This is a genomic window from Xylanibacter brevis P6B11 (genome assembly GCF_000621825.1).
GTDB classification, from domain to species: Bacteria; Bacteroidota; Bacteroidia; order Bacteroidales; family Bacteroidaceae; genus Prevotella; species Prevotella brevis.
The window spans coordinates 13,340-34,848 of the sequence record NZ_JHXG01000003.1 but is presented as its reverse complement, the minus strand read 5'-3'; the positions used below and the strand labels follow the sequence as shown (position 1 = coordinate 34,848).

The 21,509-nt window shown below is 49.7% G+C and carries 13 protein-coding genes; 4 read left to right on the top strand and 9 right to left on the bottom strand.

Annotation, left to right across the window (positions count from 1 at the left end):
* Window positions 1-147: 147 nt before the first annotated feature.
* Window positions 148-2,211 (top strand): HD family phosphohydrolase, encoded by a 2,064-nt coding sequence (locus T496_RS0100125; protein WP_027448939.1) that lies wholly within the window; start codon window positions 148-150, stop codon window positions 2,209-2,211.
* Between the two features lie 175 nt (window positions 2,212-2,386).
* Window positions 2,387-3,997, top strand: a complete 1,611-nt coding sequence (locus T496_RS0100120; protein WP_027448938.1) for an OmpP1/FadL family transporter — start codon at window positions 2,387-2,389, stop codon at window positions 3,995-3,997.
* Between the two features lie 15 nt (window positions 3,998-4,012).
* On the opposite strand, the gene priA is transcribed toward T496_RS0100120, so the two are convergent.
* From priA to pflB, 9 genes are read right to left on the bottom strand one after another with little or no spacing between them, the layout of a single operon-like run.
* Window positions 4,013-6,283: a replication restart helicase PriA gene (gene priA / locus T496_RS0100115; protein WP_027448937.1), complete on the bottom strand. Its 2,271-nt coding sequence runs from the start codon at window positions 6,281-6,283 to the stop codon at window positions 4,013-4,015.
* A gap of 3 nt (window positions 6,284-6,286) precedes the next feature.
* Window positions 6,287-6,883 carry a porin family protein gene (locus T496_RS0100110; protein ID WP_162164183.1) on the bottom strand — a complete coding sequence of 199 codons (597 nt, stop codon included), beginning with the start codon at window positions 6,881-6,883 and terminating at the stop codon, window positions 6,287-6,289.
* A 54-nt stretch (window positions 6,884-6,937) separates the two neighbouring features.
* Complete coding sequence (gene porN / locus T496_RS0100105) at window positions 6,938-7,978, bottom strand: type IX secretion system ring subunit PorN/GldN (protein WP_027448935.1); 1,041 nt, start codon at window positions 7,976-7,978, stop codon at window positions 6,938-6,940.
* Between the two features lie 25 nt (window positions 7,979-8,003).
* Complete coding sequence (gene porM / locus T496_RS0100100) at window positions 8,004-9,563, bottom strand: type IX secretion system motor protein PorM/GldM (RefSeq protein ID WP_027448934.1); 1,560 nt, start codon at window positions 9,561-9,563, stop codon at window positions 8,004-8,006.
* A 14-nt stretch (window positions 9,564-9,577) separates the two neighbouring features.
* A complete protein-coding gene (gene porL, locus T496_RS0100095; protein ID WP_027448933.1) occupies window positions 9,578-10,438 on the bottom strand; it encodes a type IX secretion system motor protein PorL/GldL in 861 nt (286 codons plus the stop codon).
* 19 nt (window positions 10,439-10,457) lie between these two features.
* Complete coding sequence (gene porK / locus T496_RS0100090; protein WP_027448932.1) at window positions 10,458-11,921, bottom strand: T9SS ring complex lipoprotein PorK/GldK; 1,464 nt, start codon at window positions 11,919-11,921, stop codon at window positions 10,458-10,460.
* A gap of 31 nt (window positions 11,922-11,952) precedes the next feature.
* A complete protein-coding gene (locus tag T496_RS0100085) occupies window positions 11,953-12,891 on the bottom strand; it encodes a PorP/SprF family type IX secretion system membrane protein (protein WP_027448931.1) in 939 nt (312 codons plus the stop codon).
* Between the two features lie 54 nt (window positions 12,892-12,945).
* Complete coding sequence (pflA, locus tag T496_RS0100080) at window positions 12,946-13,686, bottom strand: pyruvate formate-lyase-activating protein (RefSeq protein WP_027448930.1); 741 nt, start codon at window positions 13,684-13,686, stop codon at window positions 12,946-12,948.
* 32 nt (window positions 13,687-13,718) lie between these two features.
* On the bottom strand, window positions 13,719-15,965 hold the full coding sequence (pflB, locus tag T496_RS0100075) for a formate C-acetyltransferase (RefSeq protein ID WP_027448929.1): 2,247 nt from the start codon (window positions 15,963-15,965) through the stop codon (window positions 13,719-13,721).
* A 160-nt stretch (window positions 15,966-16,125) separates the two neighbouring features.
* On the opposite strand from pflB, the gene T496_RS0100070 reads away from it, so the two are divergent.
* Window positions 16,126-17,052 carry a bile acid:sodium symporter family protein gene (locus T496_RS0100070; RefSeq protein ID WP_027448928.1) on the top strand — a complete coding sequence of 309 codons (927 nt, stop codon included), beginning with the start codon at window positions 16,126-16,128 and terminating at the stop codon, window positions 17,050-17,052.
* A gap of 310 nt (window positions 17,053-17,362) precedes the next feature.
* The gene (locus T496_RS13025) at window positions 17,363-21,496 is read left to right on the top strand and encodes an alpha-L-rhamnosidase (RefSeq protein ID WP_081783474.1); all 4,134 of its coding nucleotides are present in this window, start codon (window positions 17,363-17,365) and stop codon (window positions 21,494-21,496) included.
* The last annotated feature ends 13 nt before the right edge of the window (window positions 21,497-21,509 follow it).

The following is a 21,509-nucleotide window of genomic DNA, read 5'->3' as shown; positions in this document are numbered from 1 at the left end:
ATAGGTGTAACGTGGCGATTCGGGGGTGACGCAATCAAACCTTTTGAAGCCGTTTCACCGCTGTCACATTGCTATAATTTCGGTTAAAACCTTGGTTGTATGCGAAATAATGTATAAATTTGCTGCCAGAAACAAAGACTTATCTACATGAAAGGTATTAACTTTAAGATAGAACTGACGTGGCAAGACATCGCAAAACGCATTGCCCTGATGCTTGGCACCGTACTCTTCATCGTGTGGTTTATGCCACGAGACAACAAGCCTTCGTTCAAAGTGGAGATGGACAAGGTGTGGCGGCATAACGACCTGATAGCACAATTCGACTTCCCCGTTTACAAAAGCGACTCTGTGATACAACAGGAAAGAAGACAGGTGCTGAAGGACTATGAGCCATACTACATCTACGACAAGGAGAAAGGACAGCAAATGGAGCATCTGTTTATCACGGAGATAAGACAGAAGCAACCTGGACTTTCCGGCAGTTTTATCAACGCGGTAAGCTCTCGCATTCGCGCACTCTACAAGCAGGGCATTGTGGATACGAAGAAACCCATGAAAGTGGCTGAAGACACGGTGAGGGCAATACGCCGCATTGACGACAAAGAGGCCACAAGCATTGACGCCGGTTCGGTGCTGACCCCCGTGGAAGCCTACGAACGACTGAGGCTGGACCCAGGCCTGATGTACTACCACGAGGCCATCTCTAAGATGGACATCAACAACTATCTGGTGCCCAACCTGACCTACGACAAGTCGCGCAGCGAGGAGAGCATGGAAGACCTGGTGGCCAGCGTGCCACTGGCTATTGGCGTGGTGCAACGAGGTCAGAAGATTGTGAGCCGTGGCGATCTGGTTGACGAGCATACGTTTCAGATCATCACCTCGTACCTGAAAGAGATAGAACTGAGACATAAGTCTGAATCCACCTTTAACAGTACGGTAGTGGGCGAACTGCTCTTTGTGACACTACTCATAGGTGCTTTCACCATCTATCTGAGCATCTATCGCCGCGACTATTTCGAGCGTATTCGCTCGGCCATGATGATCTATGCACTCATCGTGCTGGCCACGGTGGATGCGTCGCTGCTGGTAGAACACAACCTATTCCATGTGTTCCTGCTGCCTTTCGCCATCGTGCCCATCTTCATCCGCGTGTTTATGGACTCACGAACGGCCTTCATGGCTCATGTGGTGGTGGTGCTGATCTGTGCCACCATGCTGCAACGCCCACTGGAGTTTATATCCGTGGAGATAGCTGCAGGACTGGCAGCCATCTTCTCGCTGAGGGAACTGTCGAGCCGTTCACAACTGTTCTGGACCGCCATCATCACATCGAGTGTGGCCATGCTGGCCAACCTGGCAGTGTTTATGATTCGTTCTGGCAACATCGAGCGCATAGAGCATACTGAATATGTGTTCCTGGTGCTGAGCGGCATCATCCTGTTCTGCTGTTACCCTCTACTCTATCTCATCGAGAAGTTCTTCGGGTTTACGTCAGACATCACGCTGATTGAGTTGAGCGACATGAACAAGGACCTGCTGCGACGCATGAGCGAGGTAGCGCCCGGCACCTTCCAGCACTCTATCCAGGTGGGCAACCTGGCTGCTGAGATAGCACGTAAGATTGGCGGCAACCCGCAACTGGTGCGTACGGCAGCTCTGTATCACGACATCGGCAAGACACAGAACCCCATCTACTTCACCGAAAACCAATCAGGCGGCATCAGTCCTCACGACCAACTGTCGTATATTGAGAGCGCACAGATGATCATCAGCCACGTCACCGAGGGACTGAAACTGGCCAACCAGCATAACCTGCCCAAACAGATTCGTGACTTTATTGCCACACACCACGGCCTGGGCAAGGCAAAATACTTCTATATCAAGTATAAGAACGAGCATCCCGACGAGGATATCGATGAACTGCTGTTCACCTATCCCGGTCCTAACCCGTTCACCAAGGAGCAAGCCATCCTGATGATGGCCGACGCCGTGGAGGCTGCTTCACGCTCGCTGCCAGACTATACGGAGCAGAGCATCCGCACACTGGTCAACAAAATTGTTAACAGCATGGTGGAAGAGGGCTATTTCCGCGAGTGTCCTATCACCTTCCGCGACATTGCATACGCACAAACCGTGATGATAGAAAAGCTGAAAACAATCTATCACACCCGTATCAGCTACCCTGAAGAGAAGAAAAACGGCGCATAAAATGCACACTTAAACCCACTTTTGTGCAACGAAAAACTGCACAAACTGCACTTTTTGTGCAAGTTTGTGCAGTTTTTTAGTTAATTTATCTTAATCTAGGCGATGTATTAAAAAAGTTTTAAAACAAACTCTATACCTTTGCAGCCGAATTTTTTCAACAAAGTTTTAAATTGAAATGAAAACAAAATCAATTTTGGCCAGCCTTCTGCTGGCAACAGCCACCACAGCGAATGCTGGTGGTATCTTAACCAACACGAATCAAAGCATCGACTTTTTGAGAAACCCTGCACGCGACGCTGCCATCAGTTTGGACGGTGTTTACTCGAACCCTGCAGGTGTTGTCTTCCTGCCCGAGGGATTCCACCTGGGATTCAACTGGCAATATGCTCACCAAACACGTACCATTGAGTCAACCAGCGAATACTTTAAGTATGGCAAGAAGAACAATGGACAGACCACAAAGACTTATGAGGGTGTGGCCGATGCTCCATGTATTCCCTCTATTCAGGCTGCGTGGAACAAAGGCGACTGGAGTCTGCAGTTCAACTTCTCAGTGCCCGGCGGTGGTGGTGCCTGCAACTTTGACAACGGTCTGGGCTCGTTTGAGCGCGTAGTTGGTAACATTGCCAGCGGACTGATGACGCTCGACGGTGCTGCCAAGCAAATCAACGGCATGCTGAAAATGAATGGTCAGCCAGCTGTTCTGCCTGAATACAATATCATCGGCTACGACATGGACGGCTATATGCAGGGACGCCAGTACTACTTCGGCTTCCAACTGGGTACAGCCTACAAACTGAACGACGACCTGTCGGTATATGGTGGTCTGCGACTGCTCTATGGTACCGCCACCTACAAGGCGCGTATCAGCAATATCCAGGTTGGATTTAGCGGCGACATCGCTCCTTCATACATGAACTTCGGCAGCTTCCTGCCACAGGTAGAAGCTCAGGCTCAGGGCTGTATCAGCACACTGAACGGCATGATCACCCAGGTGAGCAACGGCATGAGTCAGCTGGAGGCTAACAACATGACGAACACACCTCAATACACAGAACTGGCAGCTCAGAAGGCACAGTTGGAGGGCAGTCGCGATCAACTGCACGCCAGCAGCACACGTCTGGCTCAGTTGTCAAAATACTCAGACGGTGTGAACCTGCTCTGCAACCAGTCGAGCGTGGGTATTGCTCCTGTGATTGGTATTGACTATCGCTTCAACCGCTTCAATCTGGCTGCAAAGTACGAGTTTAAGACTGAAATCAGAATGAAGAACGAGTCAACAGTCTTCGAAGCCAGCGAGATTGAATCTGTCAATAAGTTCCGCGACAGCGAAGAGGTGAACGAAGACCAGCCTGCCCTGCTGACACTGGGTGCCATGTGGACGCCCATCGACCCACTGCGCCTGAACCTGGGCGGCCACTACTACTTTGACAAGGACGCCAACTGGTATGGCAATACACAGCATAAGCTGGACAACAACTCATGGGAGGTGCTGGCAGGTGCTGAATGGGACGTCAACGACCGCATCACCATCTCACTGGGTGGACAGCTGACACGCTATGGTCTGACAGATGAATACATGAACGATATGTCGTTCGTAGTAAACAGCTATAGTCTTGGTTTTGGTGCCAACTATAAGGTGAACGACAACATCACACTGAAAGGTGGTTACTTCCAAACTTACTACGACAACTACAAACGCAACAACTATCCCACTGCTGGAGAGAGCGACGCTTTCACCCGTACCAACCGTGTGATCGGTATCGGTTGCGACATCCACATTTAAGAATAAAGAGACCTCCTACAGAGGATCTACATCATAATAGATCTGAAGTGAACTATAACGCTTGTCTTGCAGCAACTGCTGTTGGGCAAGCGTTAAATATTGACGGACCTTGGGCATATCGATGCCGTTCTCAAGTTTGAGAACCATCTTACGGATGCACAAGGTCTTTACTTTTGCCACGGCTGGTTTGTCGGGACCAAGCACACGACCGCCAAACCACTGACGCAGGCGAGCACCGAATTCGAGACTGGCAGTATTGACCACATCATCGTTCTTGTGTTTCAGATACACGTAAATCAGGCGATAATAAGGAGGATAATGGAACAGCTGACGCTCGGCCACCATGTCTTGATAGAGCGCCTGGTAGTCATTGCGAACCACCTGCTGAATGACAGGCAACTGAGGATTCTTCGTCTGGAGAATCACCAAGCCACGCTTTCCCTTACGACCGGCACGACCACTCACCTGTGCCATCATCATGAAGGCGTGCTCATAGGCACGGAAGTCGGGATAGTTGAGCATGGTATCGGCATTAAGGATACCAACCACACTGACCTTATCGAAGTCAAGACCCTTACTGATCATCTGAGTGCCAATGAGCAGATTGGTACGTCCGGCAGAGAAATCGCTGATAATACGCTCGTAGGCATTGCGGGTGCGCGTGGTGTCGAGGTCCATACGCGAGATACGTGCATCGGGGAAGATATCGCGTATCTGGTCTTCTATCTTCTCGGTGCCATAGCCACGGCCCTGCAGGTCCTTACAACCGCAGGCCGGACACTCGGTGGGGATACGATAGGTGAAACCACAGTAATGACACGTCAGTTGGTTCATACTGCGGTGCAATGTCAGGCTGACGTCACAATGTTCGCAACGAGGCACCCAACCACACTGCTTACATTCTACCATCGGAGCCCATCCTCGACGGTTCTGAAACAGAATAGCTTGTTCGCCACGATCCAAAGCCTCGCGTACGCGTGCTAATAAAAGAGGTGAAAACGGACCATTCATCATCTTACGATGCTGCAGGTCTTGAGTATCCACAACCTGAATCTCGGGCAGTTCGATGCCCTGGTAGCGCTCTTTCAGTTCAACAAGTCCGTACTTTCCGGTCTTCGCATTATGATAGGACTCCACACATGGGGTGGCAGTGCCAAGAAGCACACGCGCGCCCTTCTGCGCCAACATGATAGCAGCACTGCGAGCATGATAGCGCGGCATGGGGTCTTGCTGTTTATAACTGGTTTCATGTTCCTCGTCAACGATGACCAGCCCCAAGTTCTTAAAAGGCAGGAACACCGCAGAACGAGCACCAAGAATGATATCGTAAGGATTATCAGAGAGTTGTTTCTGCCATATCTCCACACGTTCGGCATCACTATACTTAGAGTGATAGATACCTAAACGATGTCCAAAGACGCGCTGCAAGCGCTGCATCATCTGGACGGTGAGTGCAATCTCGGGCAAGAGGTAGAGCACTTGGCGGTGTTGCTCTATCTCGCGCTGAATAAGATGAATGAAAATCTCCGTCTTGCCGCTAGAGGTGACACCATGCAACAGAGTGACGTTCTTCTTCATGAACGACATCAGAATCTGATTGTAGGCATCCTGCTGAGCTGGGTTCAACGCCTTGATGAGTTCGGGATGTGGCTCACCGCCGTGATTCAGGCGTCCCACCTCCACCTCGTAGGTCTCAAGAAAACCACGCTTTATCAACTGATTGAGCGTGGGAAGTGTTGCGCCGGTGGAGTTCATCAGTTCCTCGCGAGTGATTTCTATCACGCTCTCGCGACAGGTATCGCCATCGATGGTGTCCCATCGCGACAGTGAGAGATAACCAATAAAGGCTTCCAACTGTTTGGGAGCGCGCTTCAAAATATTGAGCGCCACATGCAGAGAAGCCTCCTGACGGTAGTTGGCGGTCAGACGGATATAAGTCTCTGTACGAGGACGATAGCCATCTTCTGCCTTCAGTCCGGCAGGAAGAGCAGCCTTATAGACCTCGCCAATGGGCGACATATAATAATCGGAGATCCATTGCCATAGCCTGAGCTGCTGTGGCAACAGAATGGGGGAAGAGTCTATCTGCTGAAGAATATCCTTCACGGCATAGCCTTCTGGCTTCTGCTGATGAAGACGAGCAATGATAGCAATATAGGTCTTGCTTTTACCAAAGGGTACCAACACACGCATGCCTGTTGCCACTGTGCATTCCATCGACTGAGGAACAGCATAGGTAAAAAGGCCGTCTAACGGCACGGGCAATATGACGTCTGCGTAGGTCAAGCGTTAGAAATAATAAGAAACGGAAATACGCCAAGCGTTGGTCTTAGACTTGGCGGTGTGCATATCTAAATCCTGAAGTTCTGAAGCCAGCGTATCCCAGGTAAAATCGGCAGTCTTGCCTAGGGGCACGTTATAATAGATGCCAGCTTCAAGGTTGCCACCAATCTTGGCACCCGCACCAAGGTTGATGCTAAGGGTGGTCTCTTGGAAGGTGAAGTGCTTACGATAGTGATCGATGTCTTCCCATTGGAAAGAAGACTTACCCAGATTATAGCTCAACTGAGGACCAGCACTGACAAAGATGCCCAGCAGATCGCCGATAGACACCCCGAAACGAGCATTGGCCGGAACCACCAGACTTTCCTGTGTGAGCGTGCGTGTGCCCACCTTGATGTTACGCTGATCATAGAGTGCCGACACATCGACAGAGAGTCCCATCACAGGTGTATCTATACGCATGCTGGGACCAATGAAGAAACCGGCACGGTTGCTCTTGTCAAGATCACCACTTGAAAACTCCATAGACGTCAGGTCAAATCCGCCCTTGGCGCCTATCTGTATATCTTGCGCGAACGATGACATCGTCAGAAACAATGCCATCGCCGTCAGATATAATCTTTGTATGAACCTCCCTTGTATCATCATATCTAGATATTAATGTCGCTGTCTGCGCACGGAGACACGTGCTGCCGAGGAACCTCCGCCCGAAGAACTCTTCGTTTTGGTCTTCGTCACTTTTTCTTTCTTTGTTGTAGTGCGCGTCCTACGTGTAGCCGTCTTTTTATCCTTTGCCGTATTAGCGGCTACGCTATCGGGCTCTGCAGGTTTCTCTCTTTCACCAAAGATGCCATTGCGGAAATTCTCCAGTTCTTTCTCAATGCGTTTCTGCTCAGAAGACAACTTGGTGGTATCGTTTCCTGCTATCTGCGCCAAGGTCTTACCCAGACGATTCGCCGTCTTATAGATCTTACCCTGATACTTATTCAGTGTGAAATAGTCGTCCATGTTCATCACTGCGGCATCGTTGATATCACTGGTCTTCACGGTTTGACGACTGAGATAAGGTTCCACCTCACTATATTTCACCCAGAACAAGGGGTATTTAGCAGCCTCACCACCGAAGTCATCTTCGCGCAACATCACAGGGCACAATGCCAACGGTTTGATATGGAAAGTGGAATTAGCCTGGTTATAATAGGCACTCTCCTTCAGATAGTACATCTTCACCTCAGAAGAAGGAATATCACTGTTATCCACCTTTAGTTTACCGTCTTTCTCCTCATAGAAGATATGATAGTTGTCGAGCACGGTCTTCATGTCAATCTTGGCACTGGCCTCCAGTACCTCGTTGCCATCCAGACGGTATTCGTACACAGGGATATAGCCCTGAAGAGCCAATTTGAAGATATAAGTGAACAGATTCATCTGTTTGCCAACAGGCTCCACAGGATCATAAAGGCCCGCATTAGCTTCATGACTGAGGTCTATCTCGCGGTAGATATCACGACGCCACACCACATCCTCGGGCATATCGAGTGCCGTGGGATACTGAATGCGCATGCGCTGTGTCATTCCCTGAGAATTTGACTGCTGCTGTTTTTTCTCAGCAGTCTGCTGATTACGACGCTGCTTAGGTTGCGCCATTGCGCCACCAGCCACCAGCGTTATCATCAATAAGAATAATAGTCTCTTCATATCTTTCTTAACTCTTATATCTTCACTACTTTACAATAATCTCCATCGACGTAGGCAACGTACGCTCTATACCATCAGGGCCAATAGCCTTTACACGTGAGATATAGAAGCGGCGATTGCGCGTCAACTTGCGGAAGGTTTCTTTCTGGCGTGCAGAGAACTTACTGCCTTCGCCCACCCAAGGTACGGCATTACCCATGTTATCATAGAACACCGTCTCAAACGAGATAACGCGGAAGCCAATATCCAGGATACCATCATCGATAGCAGCACCGATGCCATCGAGCGACATCAGACTGGCCTTTGACATGCCACCACCCTTGAAACGAACGGGATTACCTTTCTCATCCTTTATATCTATATAAGGTGTAGGATCGGGCAAACGGCGCACACGGAAAGCAAACTGTCCCATCTGCTGAGGGCGACCTGTATTCGTAGAAGTGACAGTGATAATCGCATTCTCACCAATTTTCGACGGACGAGCAATATACTTGCCAGGACCTGCCGAGGTCAGCGAGCCATTAGTCATCGTGGCCGTAATCTTATTCTGGGGGACACCGGGCACAGAGATGCTGATGGGGTTATTATATCCGGCATAGAGCATATTCATCAAATCAGCAGATACCGTTGCGCTGGGATCCACCACGGTGTACTTCTGTTCAAAGTCGCGACGCAACCTATCACCATTACCATTCACCGTTTCTATAAAACCTTTCAGAGTAAAATCGCCCGTCTTACCGCAGACAGTCTCGTAGAGACCATCTTTCAGGTTCATCTTCTGATTATTGATATAGATATCGGGCACCTGCGTGGTATCCACGGCAGCCATTACGATATGGGCAGAGAACTTGTCACCGCGAACGATGGTCTGCGAGTTAGGAATCACAAAAGCATCAAGTGCATTCACACGGATATCCTTCACATCGACATTTTGAATCAGCGTATGCAGCACTTCCGTCTCTGCATAGCGAACATCACTCTGCAGCTTAGACAACAAAGTGACTGCAGCCGATGTAGGCATAGACTCAAACATATACTCCTGCCAGTTCTTACCCAATCCAGTGTGAGGCACCTCGGTAGTCAGATTGCTTGCAATGATTTTCTGCTGTGCAGGATCGGGCACCATCTTCAACATCCGTTCACGGAATGAGTTGATGGCCTGACGCAGCTCTTCGCCACGACCGCGTCCCGGAGCCAGCATCACCTGGTTGGCAGCTTCAAGGTCTTCCTTGTTCTTGATGTTAGCAGGATCTCCATCTTCACCATCAGCTTCCTTCACAATGGCAAGCTTCAGTTCGGCAGCAAAGTTATAGAGCGAATCGCACATATGCTTCACCATCTGAGCTTTGTCATACCACACCTTGGTCTTTTGAGGATTAGAAGCCATCTGCTGTTCGAAATCCTCATATATTGCAGCACTCTCCTTTGACGCATTAGCCGTTGTACGATTCAGGCTTTCCTCCACGATAGAGAAGCCGTTGAGCACCTCGTTTGAGACGTTCAGAGCAAGCATAGCCATCAAGACGACATACATCAGGTTAATCATCTTTTGGCGTGGAGATACTGGTCTTTTCTTTATAGCCATAATATAAAAGCCACTTAACTTAGAGGATTCTTAGGCATATTCACCGTCATTGCCTCAATCATACGAGCATAGATCTTATTGAGCTCTACAATCTGATCGGCCATCTTGCGGGTCTGCTCATTGATTTCATCGATAGTACCGATTTGCTGACTTGCACCCTTCAACTGCATCTCGTAAACCTTGCAGATGCCGGTGAGCGTGCGGTTGAGGTTCTCCATTTCCTCACTGTCGCGCGTCAGGCGCTCGCTCTGCACGGATACCTTCTGCAACATCTCGGTGAGTCGTTTCAGTTCATCCACATAATTTGAAGTAGCCTCCTCCAGTTCGGGGTTGACAGCAGGTGCAGGAGATACTACTGTACCGCCAGCCATGGTACCTACCGACGAAGAAACAGCTGCGATCGCTTCTGTATTGACAGCCTCAGCAGCACCCGAACCAACTGCAGCTGGCTGACCACCGGCAACGCCGCCGACCACACCACCACCGATGATGATGGTACCGCCACCAGCTACACCGCCACCAATAGCAGCAGCGGGCTGATTGCCCTGAGTCTCGGGGATGTCAAGGTCTTCAATATTGCCTTCCGGTACCTGACCACCAGCAACCATTCCCACATGCGTAGGCAACTCCATGCCATCGGCAGTCTTATCAAAAGGACGGTCAAAAGCCGAAATAAAGAACACGAACACCTCGGTGCCCATACCCAGGAACAGGAAGAAGTTGGCACCAGGCAAGTGGGTCAGTTTAAAAAGCGTACCCAGGATCACGATAGAGGCACCCCAGCTATAAGCATAGTTCAGGAATGTCTGTCCTGGAACACTATCTATCCACTTCTGCAAGCGATAGACGATATTGAATTTACTGTAAATAGTCATTCTGCTTCAAGTTTTTTAGTTATTTCCTTGTTTTCTTAGCGCTTGCCTTTGCAGGACGAGCCTTATCACTTGTGGTGTTTGCCAAACTGCGCACACAACGGAAGCCTATGTATGAACGAGGCTGGTTCTGATACTCCGATGAGCGCCACGCTGAACGGATATAGCTCTCGGGATCTTTCCACGAACCACCGCGTACGCTCTTCTTCTTTAAGCGATAGGGGTCTTCCTTGGCAGCATTATACTTCAACTGAGGGTTAATGTCATTCATGGCATCTACGCCAGCCTCGGTATAAATAGTGGATGTCCACTCAGCCACATTACCGGCCATATCAAACAACCCATTAGAATTGGCTGAGTAGATACCGGCACGACTGGTTATCAGGTTGCCATCCTTGGTATAGTTACCATTGTCGGGTTTGAAATTAGCAAAGAAGCATCCTTTTCCGCTTGTCACATCCTCGTTCTGCCAGGGGAACTCGTTTTGGTCTTTACCACGAGCAGCATACTCCCACTCAGCCTCTGTCGGCAGACGATAGCGCTGCACATAGCGAGCTGCAGCACCAAGTCCTTTCAGCAGATATTCCGTACGCCATGCACAGAAGGCATTGGCCTGTTCCCATGTCACGCCGACCACGGGATAGTCATTATAGGCAGGAGCCGAGAAGTAGTTGCGCATATACACCTCGTTATCGGCATTGGGGAAATCGTTCACCCAGCATGTCGTATCAGGGTATATATTGACAATGTATGTGTTCAAGAAATCCCAAGGACCAGAAAGAGGACGGTTGATGGTCTCGCGTACGATACGTCCTTCGTCATTGATATAAGCCGTGTCCTTAGAGATCCATACCTCTTCGTTGGGGTTGGCCTGAACATCCGTATTCAGATTACGCTCTTCGGGGTTCAGACGGTTGCGTCGCAGTGCAGCCTCTGTATAGTCATATACCTCGTAACGAAAGTTCATCTGACTGGCGTCGAGCATCTTCTCGCCCGTCACGGGATTGGTCACATAGACGCTCTCCATGGCGCGCAGCTCCTCGTCATTGGGTTTACGAGGCAGGTTCTTCTTCCAGTTGAGATGAGGTTTGATGGGGTCACCATTCTTATCTTCCACAATCATGTAGCTCTCGTCGCCACCATAGTTTGGATCTGCCAGGCGCTGACGGATGATAGAGTCGCGGACATAGTTCACAAACTGGCGATATTCAGAGTTGGTGATTTCGGTATCATCCATCCAGAATCCCTCCACTGAGATATCTCTCACAGGTGTCTGTTTGCCCCAGAGCGAGTCAACAGATTCCATGCCCATACGCAGATGACCACGCTTGATAAGAACCATGCCATAAGGAGCAGGTTCAGAGAACGCGCGTCCTGATGCTCCAGTCAGCTCACCGCCAGTAGATGTTGTCTCCTTGCCGCCAAAACAACTGGCAAGCAGCAACACCATCATGGCGCTTAGTACTATCATTACATTCTTCTTCATATTCTTAAGCTTCGTTTTATTCTTTTGATGGTCAAAGCAGTCTTACTGACTGATGACGGTTGCGACCCTTCTTAAACAGGTCAATGTCGGTCTGATAACCGACAAACAGCTCGTGGGAACCATTTCCTAGACTGACGCCATTGGTATATATCTCGTAGGCGTAGCCCAGTCGAACACCATGGAAGTCGCCCCCCAAGAACACTGTCACCGAATTGCTAGGACTGTAGCCTAAGCCGGCATACATGACTCTGTTTTCATGCTTATAGGTTAGTCGGCTCGTCACATCGGCCCTATAGCCCACACCGTCGAAGCGTCCTAAAACAGAGGGCTGTATTGATAAGAACGGATTTCTCAGTTGAATATTGCATCCTCCGGTAAAATAATACGTCTGCGACACTGCAATTTCGTTAGTTTCGCCCAATTCTACGGTAGGAGCCAGTGCATGTTGCACCGAAGCGCCAACATACCAGTGACGTTGCTGATAGTAGAGTCCTGCACCCAGATCAAAGGCAGAACCGGTTATTTCCGACGTAGAGAAAGCAGGGTCGCTACCTTTCTCCAGATCCAGTTTCGAACCATTAAACGTTTCGCTCAGCATTGCTGCCTGCAAGCCGATGCTCAGCGTTCCACCAAACAGTTTTTGCTTGTTGGCATATTGCAAAGCGAATGTCTTATGCGAAAAGAGACCGATAGCATCATTGATGATGCGTGCACCGACGCCATGATACCCGCCAAGCATAAAGAAAGGCATGTCGGCAGAGACATACATGGTCTTAGGACTATGCTCAAAACCGGTCAGCGTCATGTTGTAGGCTCCCACAAAGTTGATTTTCTCCTGTTTTCCCGCGGAAGCAGGGTTGAACGAGGTCTCCATCGTCCAGTAATGACTGAACGAAGGATCGTATTGTGCACTGACTTCAAGCACCGTCACAACACTGAGGGCCAATATCAACAGAATTCGCCTAAACACGTTTATTATAACGTAAGGGTTCTCCTTTTATTATATAATAATAGGAAAAAGCGGCTACTTCACCAGTATCCGCTCTGCCATTTTAATTTGTTCTGAAGTAGGTGTTGGTACATCCTTCAGCGTATATTCTACGCCAAGCTGTTCCCATTTGAAAGTGCCTAACGTGTGATAAGGCAGCACCTCTACCTTTTTCACATTGTGCAGTGTGTCGATAAATGCGCGCAGCCTAGTCAACTGTTCTTCGTCGTCGGTAATACCAGGCACCAGCACATGACGAATCCATATAGGTTGTCCTATTTCGTCCATATAGCGGGCACAGTCTATGATGCGCTCATTGGGATGACCTGTCAGCCACTGATGGCGCTCCGAGTCTATGTGTTTAATGTCCAGGAGCACCAGATCGGTGCTTTGCATCAGTCGTTCAAACTTCGAGAAGAAATCTGTGTTGCGGTTAAACGGTTGGGCAGAAGTGTCCAGACATGTATTGATACCTCGACGCTTAGCCTCCTCAAAGAGATCTATCAGGAAGTCAATCTGCAACAGGGCCTCGCCGCCACTCACCGTGATGCCGCCTTCTTCGCCCCAGTAGCTGCGATAACGCTCGGCTTTTTTGAGGAGCTCATCGACGGTAACCTCTGTGCCTGCCTTCTCGCCATCACCCATTTTCCATGTGTCTGGGTTATGACAGTAGCGGCAGCGCATGTGGCAACCCTGCAAGAAAATCAGAAACCGAATCCCCGGCCCATCAACGGAGCCGAAGGATTCGGTGGAATGTATATAGCCTTTGCTAGTCATACTAGTTATTCGGTTATACTCGACAGCCAGACTTAGAGGCTCTCGTGCGACTGACGTGCGATTACATCCTCCTGCTGCTCACGAGTCAGGTCGATGAACTTCACAGCGTAACCAGATACACGGATGGTGAAGTTAGCGTACTCGGGCTTCTCGGGATGCTCCATAGCATCGCGCAGCTTGTCAACACCGAATACGTTCACGTTCAGGTGGTGAGCACCACGGCTGAAGTAGCCGTCCATAACGCCAACCAGTGTGTTAGCGCGCTCCTCGTCGTTGTGACCCAGTGTGTTGGGGCTGATGGTCTGTGTGTTAGAGATACCATCGAGTGCATACTCGTAAGGCAGCTTAGCTACAGAGTTCAGCGAAGCCAGCAGACCGTTCTTCTCAGCACCGTAGCTGGGGTTAGCACCAGGTGACAGAGGAGTACCAGCACGACGACCATCGGGCAGGTTGCCGGTGTACTTACCGTAAACCACGTTAGAAGTGATGGTCAGGATAGAACATGTAGGAGTAGCGTTACGATAGGTAGCGTGCTTGCGGATCTTCTTAACGAAGGTCTTCAGCAACCATACTGCAATCTCGTCAGCGCGGTCGTCATCGTTACCATAGCGGGGGAAGTCGCCCTCAGCTACATAGTCAACGTTGAAGCCCTCTTCGTCGCGGATCATCTTCACCTTAGCATACTTCACAGCAGAGATTGAGTCAACCACGTGAGAGAAACCAGCGATACCGGTAGCGAAGGTACGACGTACGTTGGTATCGATCAGAGCCATCTCGGCAGCCTCATAGAAGTACTTATCGTGCATGTAGTGGATGAGGTTCAGGGTGTTTACATAAACACCAGCCAACCAGTCCATAGCCTGATCGAAGCGGGGTTCCAGTTCCTCCCATGTCAGATACTCATCCTTGATAGGACGGAAACCAGGAGCTACCTGCTCGCGGGTCTTAGCATCCACACCACCGTTACAAGCATAGAGGAAGCACTTAGCCAGGTTAGCACGTGCACCGAAGAACTGCATCTCCTTACCGGTCTGTGTAGCACTTACGCAGCAGCAGATGCTATAGTCGTCGCCCCATACAGGACGCATTACCTCGTCGTTCTCGTACTGGATAGAGCTGGTCTTCACCGAAATCATGGCAGCATACTTCTTGAAGTTGGCTGTCAGACGGGGAGAGTACAGCACGGTGAGGTTAGGCTCGGGTGAAGGACCCATGTTTTCCAGTGTGTGGAGGAAACGGTAGTCGTTCTTGGTCACCATGTGACGACCGTCCATGCCCATACCACCTACTTCCAGTGTTGCCCATACGGGGTCGCCAGAGAAGAGCTCATTGTATGAAGGAATACGAGCGAACTTCACCATACGGAACTTCATTACCAGGTGGTCGATCAGCTCCTGTGCTTCGCTCTCATTCAGTGTACCCTCTTCGAGGTCACGCTGGATATAGATATCGAGGAATGTTGACACACGACCTACAGACATGGCAGCACCATTCTGAGTCTTGATGGCAGCCAGGTAGCCGAAGTACAGCCACTGCACAGCCTCGCGTGCGTTGTTAGCAGGCTGAGAGATATCGAAACCATAGATCTGAGCCATGGCCTTCATCTCCTTCAGAGCCTTGATCTGCATAGAGATCTCCTCGCGCTGACGGATGATATCATCGCTCATCACGCCAGCACCACAGTTACGCTTGTCAGCTTCCTTCTCGGCAATGATGAAGTCGATACCATAAAGAGCCACACGACGATAGTCACCTACGATACGGCCACGGCCATAAGTATCGGGCAGACCAGTCAGGATGTGGTTGTGACGTACATGCTTCATCTCCTCGGTATATGCGTCGAACACACCGTCGTTGTGGGTTTTGCAATACTTGGTAAAGATCTCGTGCAACTTTTCTGAGGGCTTGTAACCATAGTTTGTGCAAGCCTGCTCTGCCATCTTGATACCACCGAAGGGCATGAATGCACGCTTCAGGGGTTTGTCGGTCTGCAGACCTACTACCTTCTCCAGGTCTTTCTTGCTCTCGTCGATGTATCCAGGACCATAAGCAGTCATGCTTGACACGATCTCAGTCTCCATGTCGAGCACACCACCCTTGGCACGCTCTTCCTTCTGGAGCTCCTGCAGACGACCCCACAACTGGTCGGTTGCCTCGGTAGGACCTACCAGGAATGACTCATCGCCTTCGTAAGCCGTGTAGTTGTTCTGAATAAAATCTCGCAGATTGACCTCTGAAGTCCACTTGGTTCCTTTAAAACCTCTCCATTCTTTTCTCATAATACTTATTTAAAATACCTTATTCAATCTTTTCGGGTGCAAAGGTAATACTTTTTTTGCGCAATCGAAACACTTTCTTGTAAAAATGCTTATCTTTGCACTCAATTAATAGTCAGAGGCATATTAAAAGCACCTATTTTCTGCCTTACCTTATATTTATATGAAAAGTATTTGTAATTTCATAGCCCGTTGGATGGGACTTATGGTCTTGCTCGTTGCAGGTATTTCTTTGTTGTTTCCCAATTCTTTTATTTGGATAGACACCTGGACCATCAACCCCATGCTCGGCGTCATCATGTTTGGCATGGGACTGACGCTCTCACCTCATGATTTCCGCATCGTGCTGAGTCGTCCAAAGGATATCTTCATCGGTTGTCTGGCACAGTTCACCGTCATGCCGTTGCTGGCTTGGATGCTATCCTGGCTTTTCGCCTTACCCAAAGAGCTGGCGCTGGGTGTCATCCTGGTGGGCTGCTGTCCTGGTGGTACCGCTTCTAACGTTATCACCTATCTGGCCAAGGGCGACCTTCCGCTGTCTGTCGGTATGACGGCCACCTCTACCCTACTGGCTCCGCTGCTGACACCTTTTCTGGTTTGGCTCATGGCAGGTACGATGGTAGATGTTGACACACTGGGCATGCTGCAAAGCATCGTATATGTGGTGATTGCGCCCATTATTGCCGGATTGCTCTGCCAGCGCTTCCTACCTGGCATAACTAAAGCTGTCACGCCCTATCTGCCCGCCTTCTCATCGATTGTCATCGCACTGGTCGTAGGCATCATTGTGTCTCACAGTGCCGATCGTCTGTTGGTTGGCGGCATGGTTGTCGTCCTCGTCGTCATGCTCCACAACCTGTTGGGGTTGTCAATTGGCTACCTTCTGGGGCGCCTGCTTCATCTCCAGAAGTCAAAGTGTGTGGCCCTCAGCATCGAGGTAGGCATGCAAAACAGCGGGTTGGCCTCATCACTGGCCGTACTTCATTTTGCCACCTTCCCACTTGCCACCATCCCCGGTGCCGTGTTCAGTGTTTGGCACAACATCAGCGGTGCGCTGGTGGCAAAATTCTACAGTTCCGATTCCAAATAAACACGTTGGTCATAGCGAAGTATAGCTTTGGTTACGGCAAAGTATAACTTTAGTCGTACTAAAGTGCCGCTTTGCCGTAATGAAAGTGCCGCTTTGCCGTAATGAAAGTGGCACTTTTCTGGTGTCAAAAAACCACTTATCTCAAAAAGCAAAGGTAGCTTCTCAAAAAGCAAAGTAAGTAATCCGCCCTATTCAGCCCGTTGAAAGAAATTATCCTTTTTTGAATAGTTTTTTTCCTTATCTCACTTGAATTTTGATGTACCTTTGCCACACGTTTCACATACCTAATCAAACTATAAATTAACCTCTTATGTTTAAAACGAGTATTTTAAGTCTATTCGTAATGACTGTCAGTAGCATTTCATCTTATGCTCTTACGGTAGACCACCTGCGCGTACAATCTTTGCGCAATCCTAATGGCATTGATGTACTGTCGCCTCAATTTTCATGGCAACTGCATTCCGACGAACGAAATGTGGTGCAAACTGCTTATCAACTAATGATTTTTAACGATGCAAACGACGCTCAACCCATCTACGATTCGGGAATGGTGGAGAGCAGTGAATCCGCCCACGTCACTATCAAGGACCTGCCTTTACAACCGGCTACGCGCTACCATTGGCAAGTGACGGTCTGTGACAACAAAGGTGGCAAGGCCACTTCCACCGAAAAGGCTTGTTTCGACACAGGCCTGCTGGGTTCAGGATGGAGCAACGCCAAATGGATTCAATATAGTGATTATGCCTCTGGCCTGACGCCCGAGGTGATTACCGACTACACCATTGAGGGCAAGATAACCATCGAGCACACAGCTGCAGGCCTATGCTTTGCCATGCAGGATGCCGGCAACTTCTATTACTGGCAGCTGAATACCGAGGGCGACTATCCTCGTCTGCGCCCGCATGTGTGGAGCAATGGCAATCCAGCCTGTCTTGCAGACATCAATCTCACAGGGAAAGTAGCTCTGAACAATACTGACGAGTTTACATTACGCATCGAAGTGACCAATGCCTCGCTCGCACGCACATACATCAACGATGTGCTGGTTGACGAACGCACCGGCAACTTTAAATTTGGCAAGATTGGTATGCGCGAGGATCATGGTGAGCGCGACGGACTACCCGAAATAGGAGTTTACGACGACATCAAAGTCAAGAAGTCCGATGAAACCGTACTTTTTTCCGAAGATTTCTCTTCTGGCAGCCTCTTCTCAGGTGGCACCGTAACCGATGGAAAACTGCGTATCGTGGGCTCTACCAACAACCACGTGCTTGTTTGGCAGAAGGATGCTAACGAGGAAACGACACACTTCAGTATCGACTACGACATGTATATCGTTAAGGCTGCCGCAGCCGTCGTCTTTTCTGCTACCTCAGGAAACACCTATCATATGTGGCAAATCAACGTCAACGACAATGCCAATCCCTCTGTTCGCCACCATGTCTATGTCAATGGTAACCTGACCTGGAACGATGCTCAGTTCACCCAGTTCTCAAAAGCCGACCTTACCGGCCATCTGCATCACTACAGGATAGAAGTGAAGAATGGTGTCATCAGCACCTATATCGACGATATCCTCGTGGACACCTTCAACGACAATAGCGGCAGCGCCGTGATGGGCAATATCGGCATGCGCGTTGACAACAACACCGGCGAGGAGGCCTATTTCGACAACATCGTGCTGACGCAATACAACAGCGAGGGCACGCCTTCTGTGTTGATAAACGAGGACTTCGAGGCCCTGTCGTCCGACCATTTCTTTGATGCTGACGTCGAGAAGTTCTTGGACAACCAGATGTGCCATGTCAAATCAGCATCTGGCGAAAAGAAGGTCATGCAGACCACCACAGACGGCATGCCGATGTTCCGCAAGACGTTCTTCGTCAACAAGAAGGTTCTTTCTGCCACGCTCTTCACGTCAGGTCTCGGCGTATATGACCTGTTTGTGAACGGCCAGCGTACAGGACATGTTCAGCCCGATGGCACCACCATCTACGAAGAGTTGAAACCAGGATGGACCGAATATCGTAAGCGTGTATTCTATAGCACGCACGATGTCACCTCTCTGCTGCAAGAAGGAAAGAATGCCATTGGAGCCATCGTAACTCCAGGTTGGTGGGCTGGTGCTGTGATGCATGGTGCCTATGGTTCTCCCACCGAGGGTTTTCTTGCTAAACTTCTCATCACTTACGACGACAACACTCAAGACGTGATTGTCAGCGACCTCAGCTGGCTTTCGTCCAAGAAGGGTGCATTAAAGCTGGGCGATATTTACGATGGTGAAATCTATGATGCGAGAGTTGCCTCGTCTTGGACTGCCGCCGACTATGACGATAGCGACTGGAACGGCGTGGAAGAAAACCACGAGTTCAATGGTGAGGTGAACGCGTTCACCGGCGGATATGTGTTGACACTGCCCGACCTTGTCCAGCATATACGCACTGCTACCATTCACGAAGGCAACAAGTCAACAGGCACAGACTTTGGCATGGCCAATGTCGTATCAACACAAGAGGGTGATGGCACTATTTCATTGAAGAAAGGTCAGTCGGTGGTCATCGACTTTGGACAAAACATCGTCGGATGGGTCAACTTCAAAGTGAAAGGACAGACAGGCAACCGACTGAAGATGCGCTTCGTCGAAATGCTTAATGACACCGGTGAACGCAGCCGTGGCAACGATGGACCTGGAGGTACGCCCTATCTGGCTAACCTGCGTTCGGCAAAAGCGTCACTCTACTACACCCTGCGCGGTGATGCGGATGGCGAGAGCTATCATCCCTCTACCACATTCTTCGGATTCCGTTATTGCGAGATTACTCCCAGTGACGATGTTGAAATCCTGTCTATCGAGGCTCAGCCCATCAGTTCTTCAACAGAAGACACTGGCTCTGTAGAAACAAGTAATGCGCTGGTCAACCAACTCTTCTCGAATATCACCTGGGGACAACGAGGCAATCTGCTTAGCATTCCCACCGACTGTCCGCAACGCGACGAGCGCTTGGGATGGACAGCCGACACACAGGTATTTTCTCGCACAGGCCTTTTCAATGCCAATATGGAGTCGTTCTATCGCAAATGGATGCAAGACATGCGCGATGGTCAAAACGGAGAAGGTGCCTATCCAGGTGTTGCGCCCGAATGTTGGGGCACGCCCTTCGGACAGACCGTATGGGCAGATGCTGGCATTCTGGTTCCTTACAACCTTTATATGATGACGGGCAACAAGGAAGTGCTCCGCGAGAACTATGAGTCAATGACGCGCTACATGAACTACCTCTCTAAGCAGGTATTCGATGGCTATAAATATAATGGTGGTGGACTGACCTGGGGCGACTGGCTTTCGTTTGTCAATACTGACACACGCTACATTGCCGTGGCCTATTATGGACTAGTTGCACAACTGATGAGTCAAATGTCTATGGCTCTCAGTCAAACCGACAACGACGATTATGCACAGAAAGCACAGACATATCAAGAACTCTATCAGAACATCAAGGCTGAGTTCCGTAGTCGTTACATCACGCCTTCTATACGTCAAAACACACAGACAGCCTATCTCATGGCACTCGACTACAACCTGCTGGAAGACGATGCTGAGATTGAGCAGTTCAAGAACCAGCTGGCACGCAATATCCGCATCAATGGCTATAAGCTCAACACTGGCTTCGCCGGTACTGCCATTCTCAACACCACGCTTTCGCGTTTCGGCCTCAACGACTATGCCTACGATCTACTACTTCAGCGTAAATGTCCTTCGTGGCTCTACAGTGTCGATCAGGGTGCCACTACCATTTGGGAACGATGGAATAGCTATACCGTGGAGAGCGGGTTCGGTGATCCTGGCATGAACTCTTTCAATCACTATGCTTATGGTGCTGTTGGCGAATGGATGTATCGCTATATGCTCGGCATTGAATACGACCCGAAAGAGCCTGGTTTCCGTCATATCATTCTGCAACCTCAGCCCGACCGCCGCACCACGTTGCCCACCGGACAGGAAATCATTACCCGTGCCACAGGCCATCATCTGAGCCATTATGGTGAAATACGTTCCAGCTGGCAAACCACAGATCAAGACGACATCACCTACGACTGCACCATCCCCGCTAATAGCTCTGCCACACTCTATCTTCCCGTAGCCGATGAAAAAACTATCGTCATGGAAAGCAATCAGGCTGCGACTGAAGCCGAAGGGGTAGAATATCTCGGATTTAAGGATGGATGTCAGGTCTATCGACTTGGCTCTGGTAGCTATCACTTTACAACAAAGCTTAAGACAACAGCCATTCACTTACCCTCTGCCACAGAGGGTAAGCTGAAGGCCAACCTTATCTATGATTTGCAAGGCCGCTATATTTGTACTGACCTCAATCAACACAACTTAAAAAAAGGAATTTATATCGTCAAAGGCGATAAATCAAAAATCATTATCATCAACTAACAGCCTAAACAAT

Bases quoted from the DNA above. Each gene is read 5' to 3' on its own strand.
- T496_RS0100125 (WP_027448939.1), top strand. From the start codon at position 148: ATGAAAGGTATTAACTTTAAGATAGAACTGACGTGGCAAGACATCGCA.
- T496_RS0100120 (WP_027448938.1), top strand. From the start codon at position 2,387: ATGAAAACAAAATCAATTTTGGCCAGCCTTCTGCTGGCAACAGCCACC.
- T496_RS0100110 (WP_162164183.1), bottom strand. From the start codon at position 6,883: ATGGCATTGTTTCTGACGATGTCATCGTTCGCGCAAGATATACAGATA.
- porN (WP_027448935.1), bottom strand. From the start codon at position 7,978: ATGAAGAGACTATTATTCTTATTGATGATAACGCTGGTGGCTGGTGGC.
- porM (WP_027448934.1), bottom strand. From the start codon at position 9,563: ATGGCTATAAAGAAAAGACCAGTATCTCCACGCCAAAAGATGATTAAC.
- porL (WP_027448933.1), bottom strand. From the start codon at position 10,438: ATGACTATTTACAGTAAATTCAATATCGTCTATCGCTTGCAGAAGTGG.
- porK (WP_027448932.1), bottom strand. From the start codon at position 11,921: ATGAAGAAGAATGTAATGATAGTACTAAGCGCCATGATGGTGTTGCTG.
- pflA (WP_027448930.1), bottom strand. From the start codon at position 13,686: ATGACTAGCAAAGGCTATATACATTCCACCGAATCCTTCGGCTCCGTT.
- pflB (WP_027448929.1), bottom strand. From the start codon at position 15,965: ATGAGAAAAGAATGGAGAGGTTTTAAAGGAACCAAGTGGACTTCAGAG.
- T496_RS0100070 (WP_027448928.1), top strand. From the start codon at position 16,126: ATGAAAAGTATTTGTAATTTCATAGCCCGTTGGATGGGACTTATGGTC.
- T496_RS13025 (WP_081783474.1), top strand. From the start codon at position 17,363: ATGTTTAAAACGAGTATTTTAAGTCTATTCGTAATGACTGTCAGTAGC.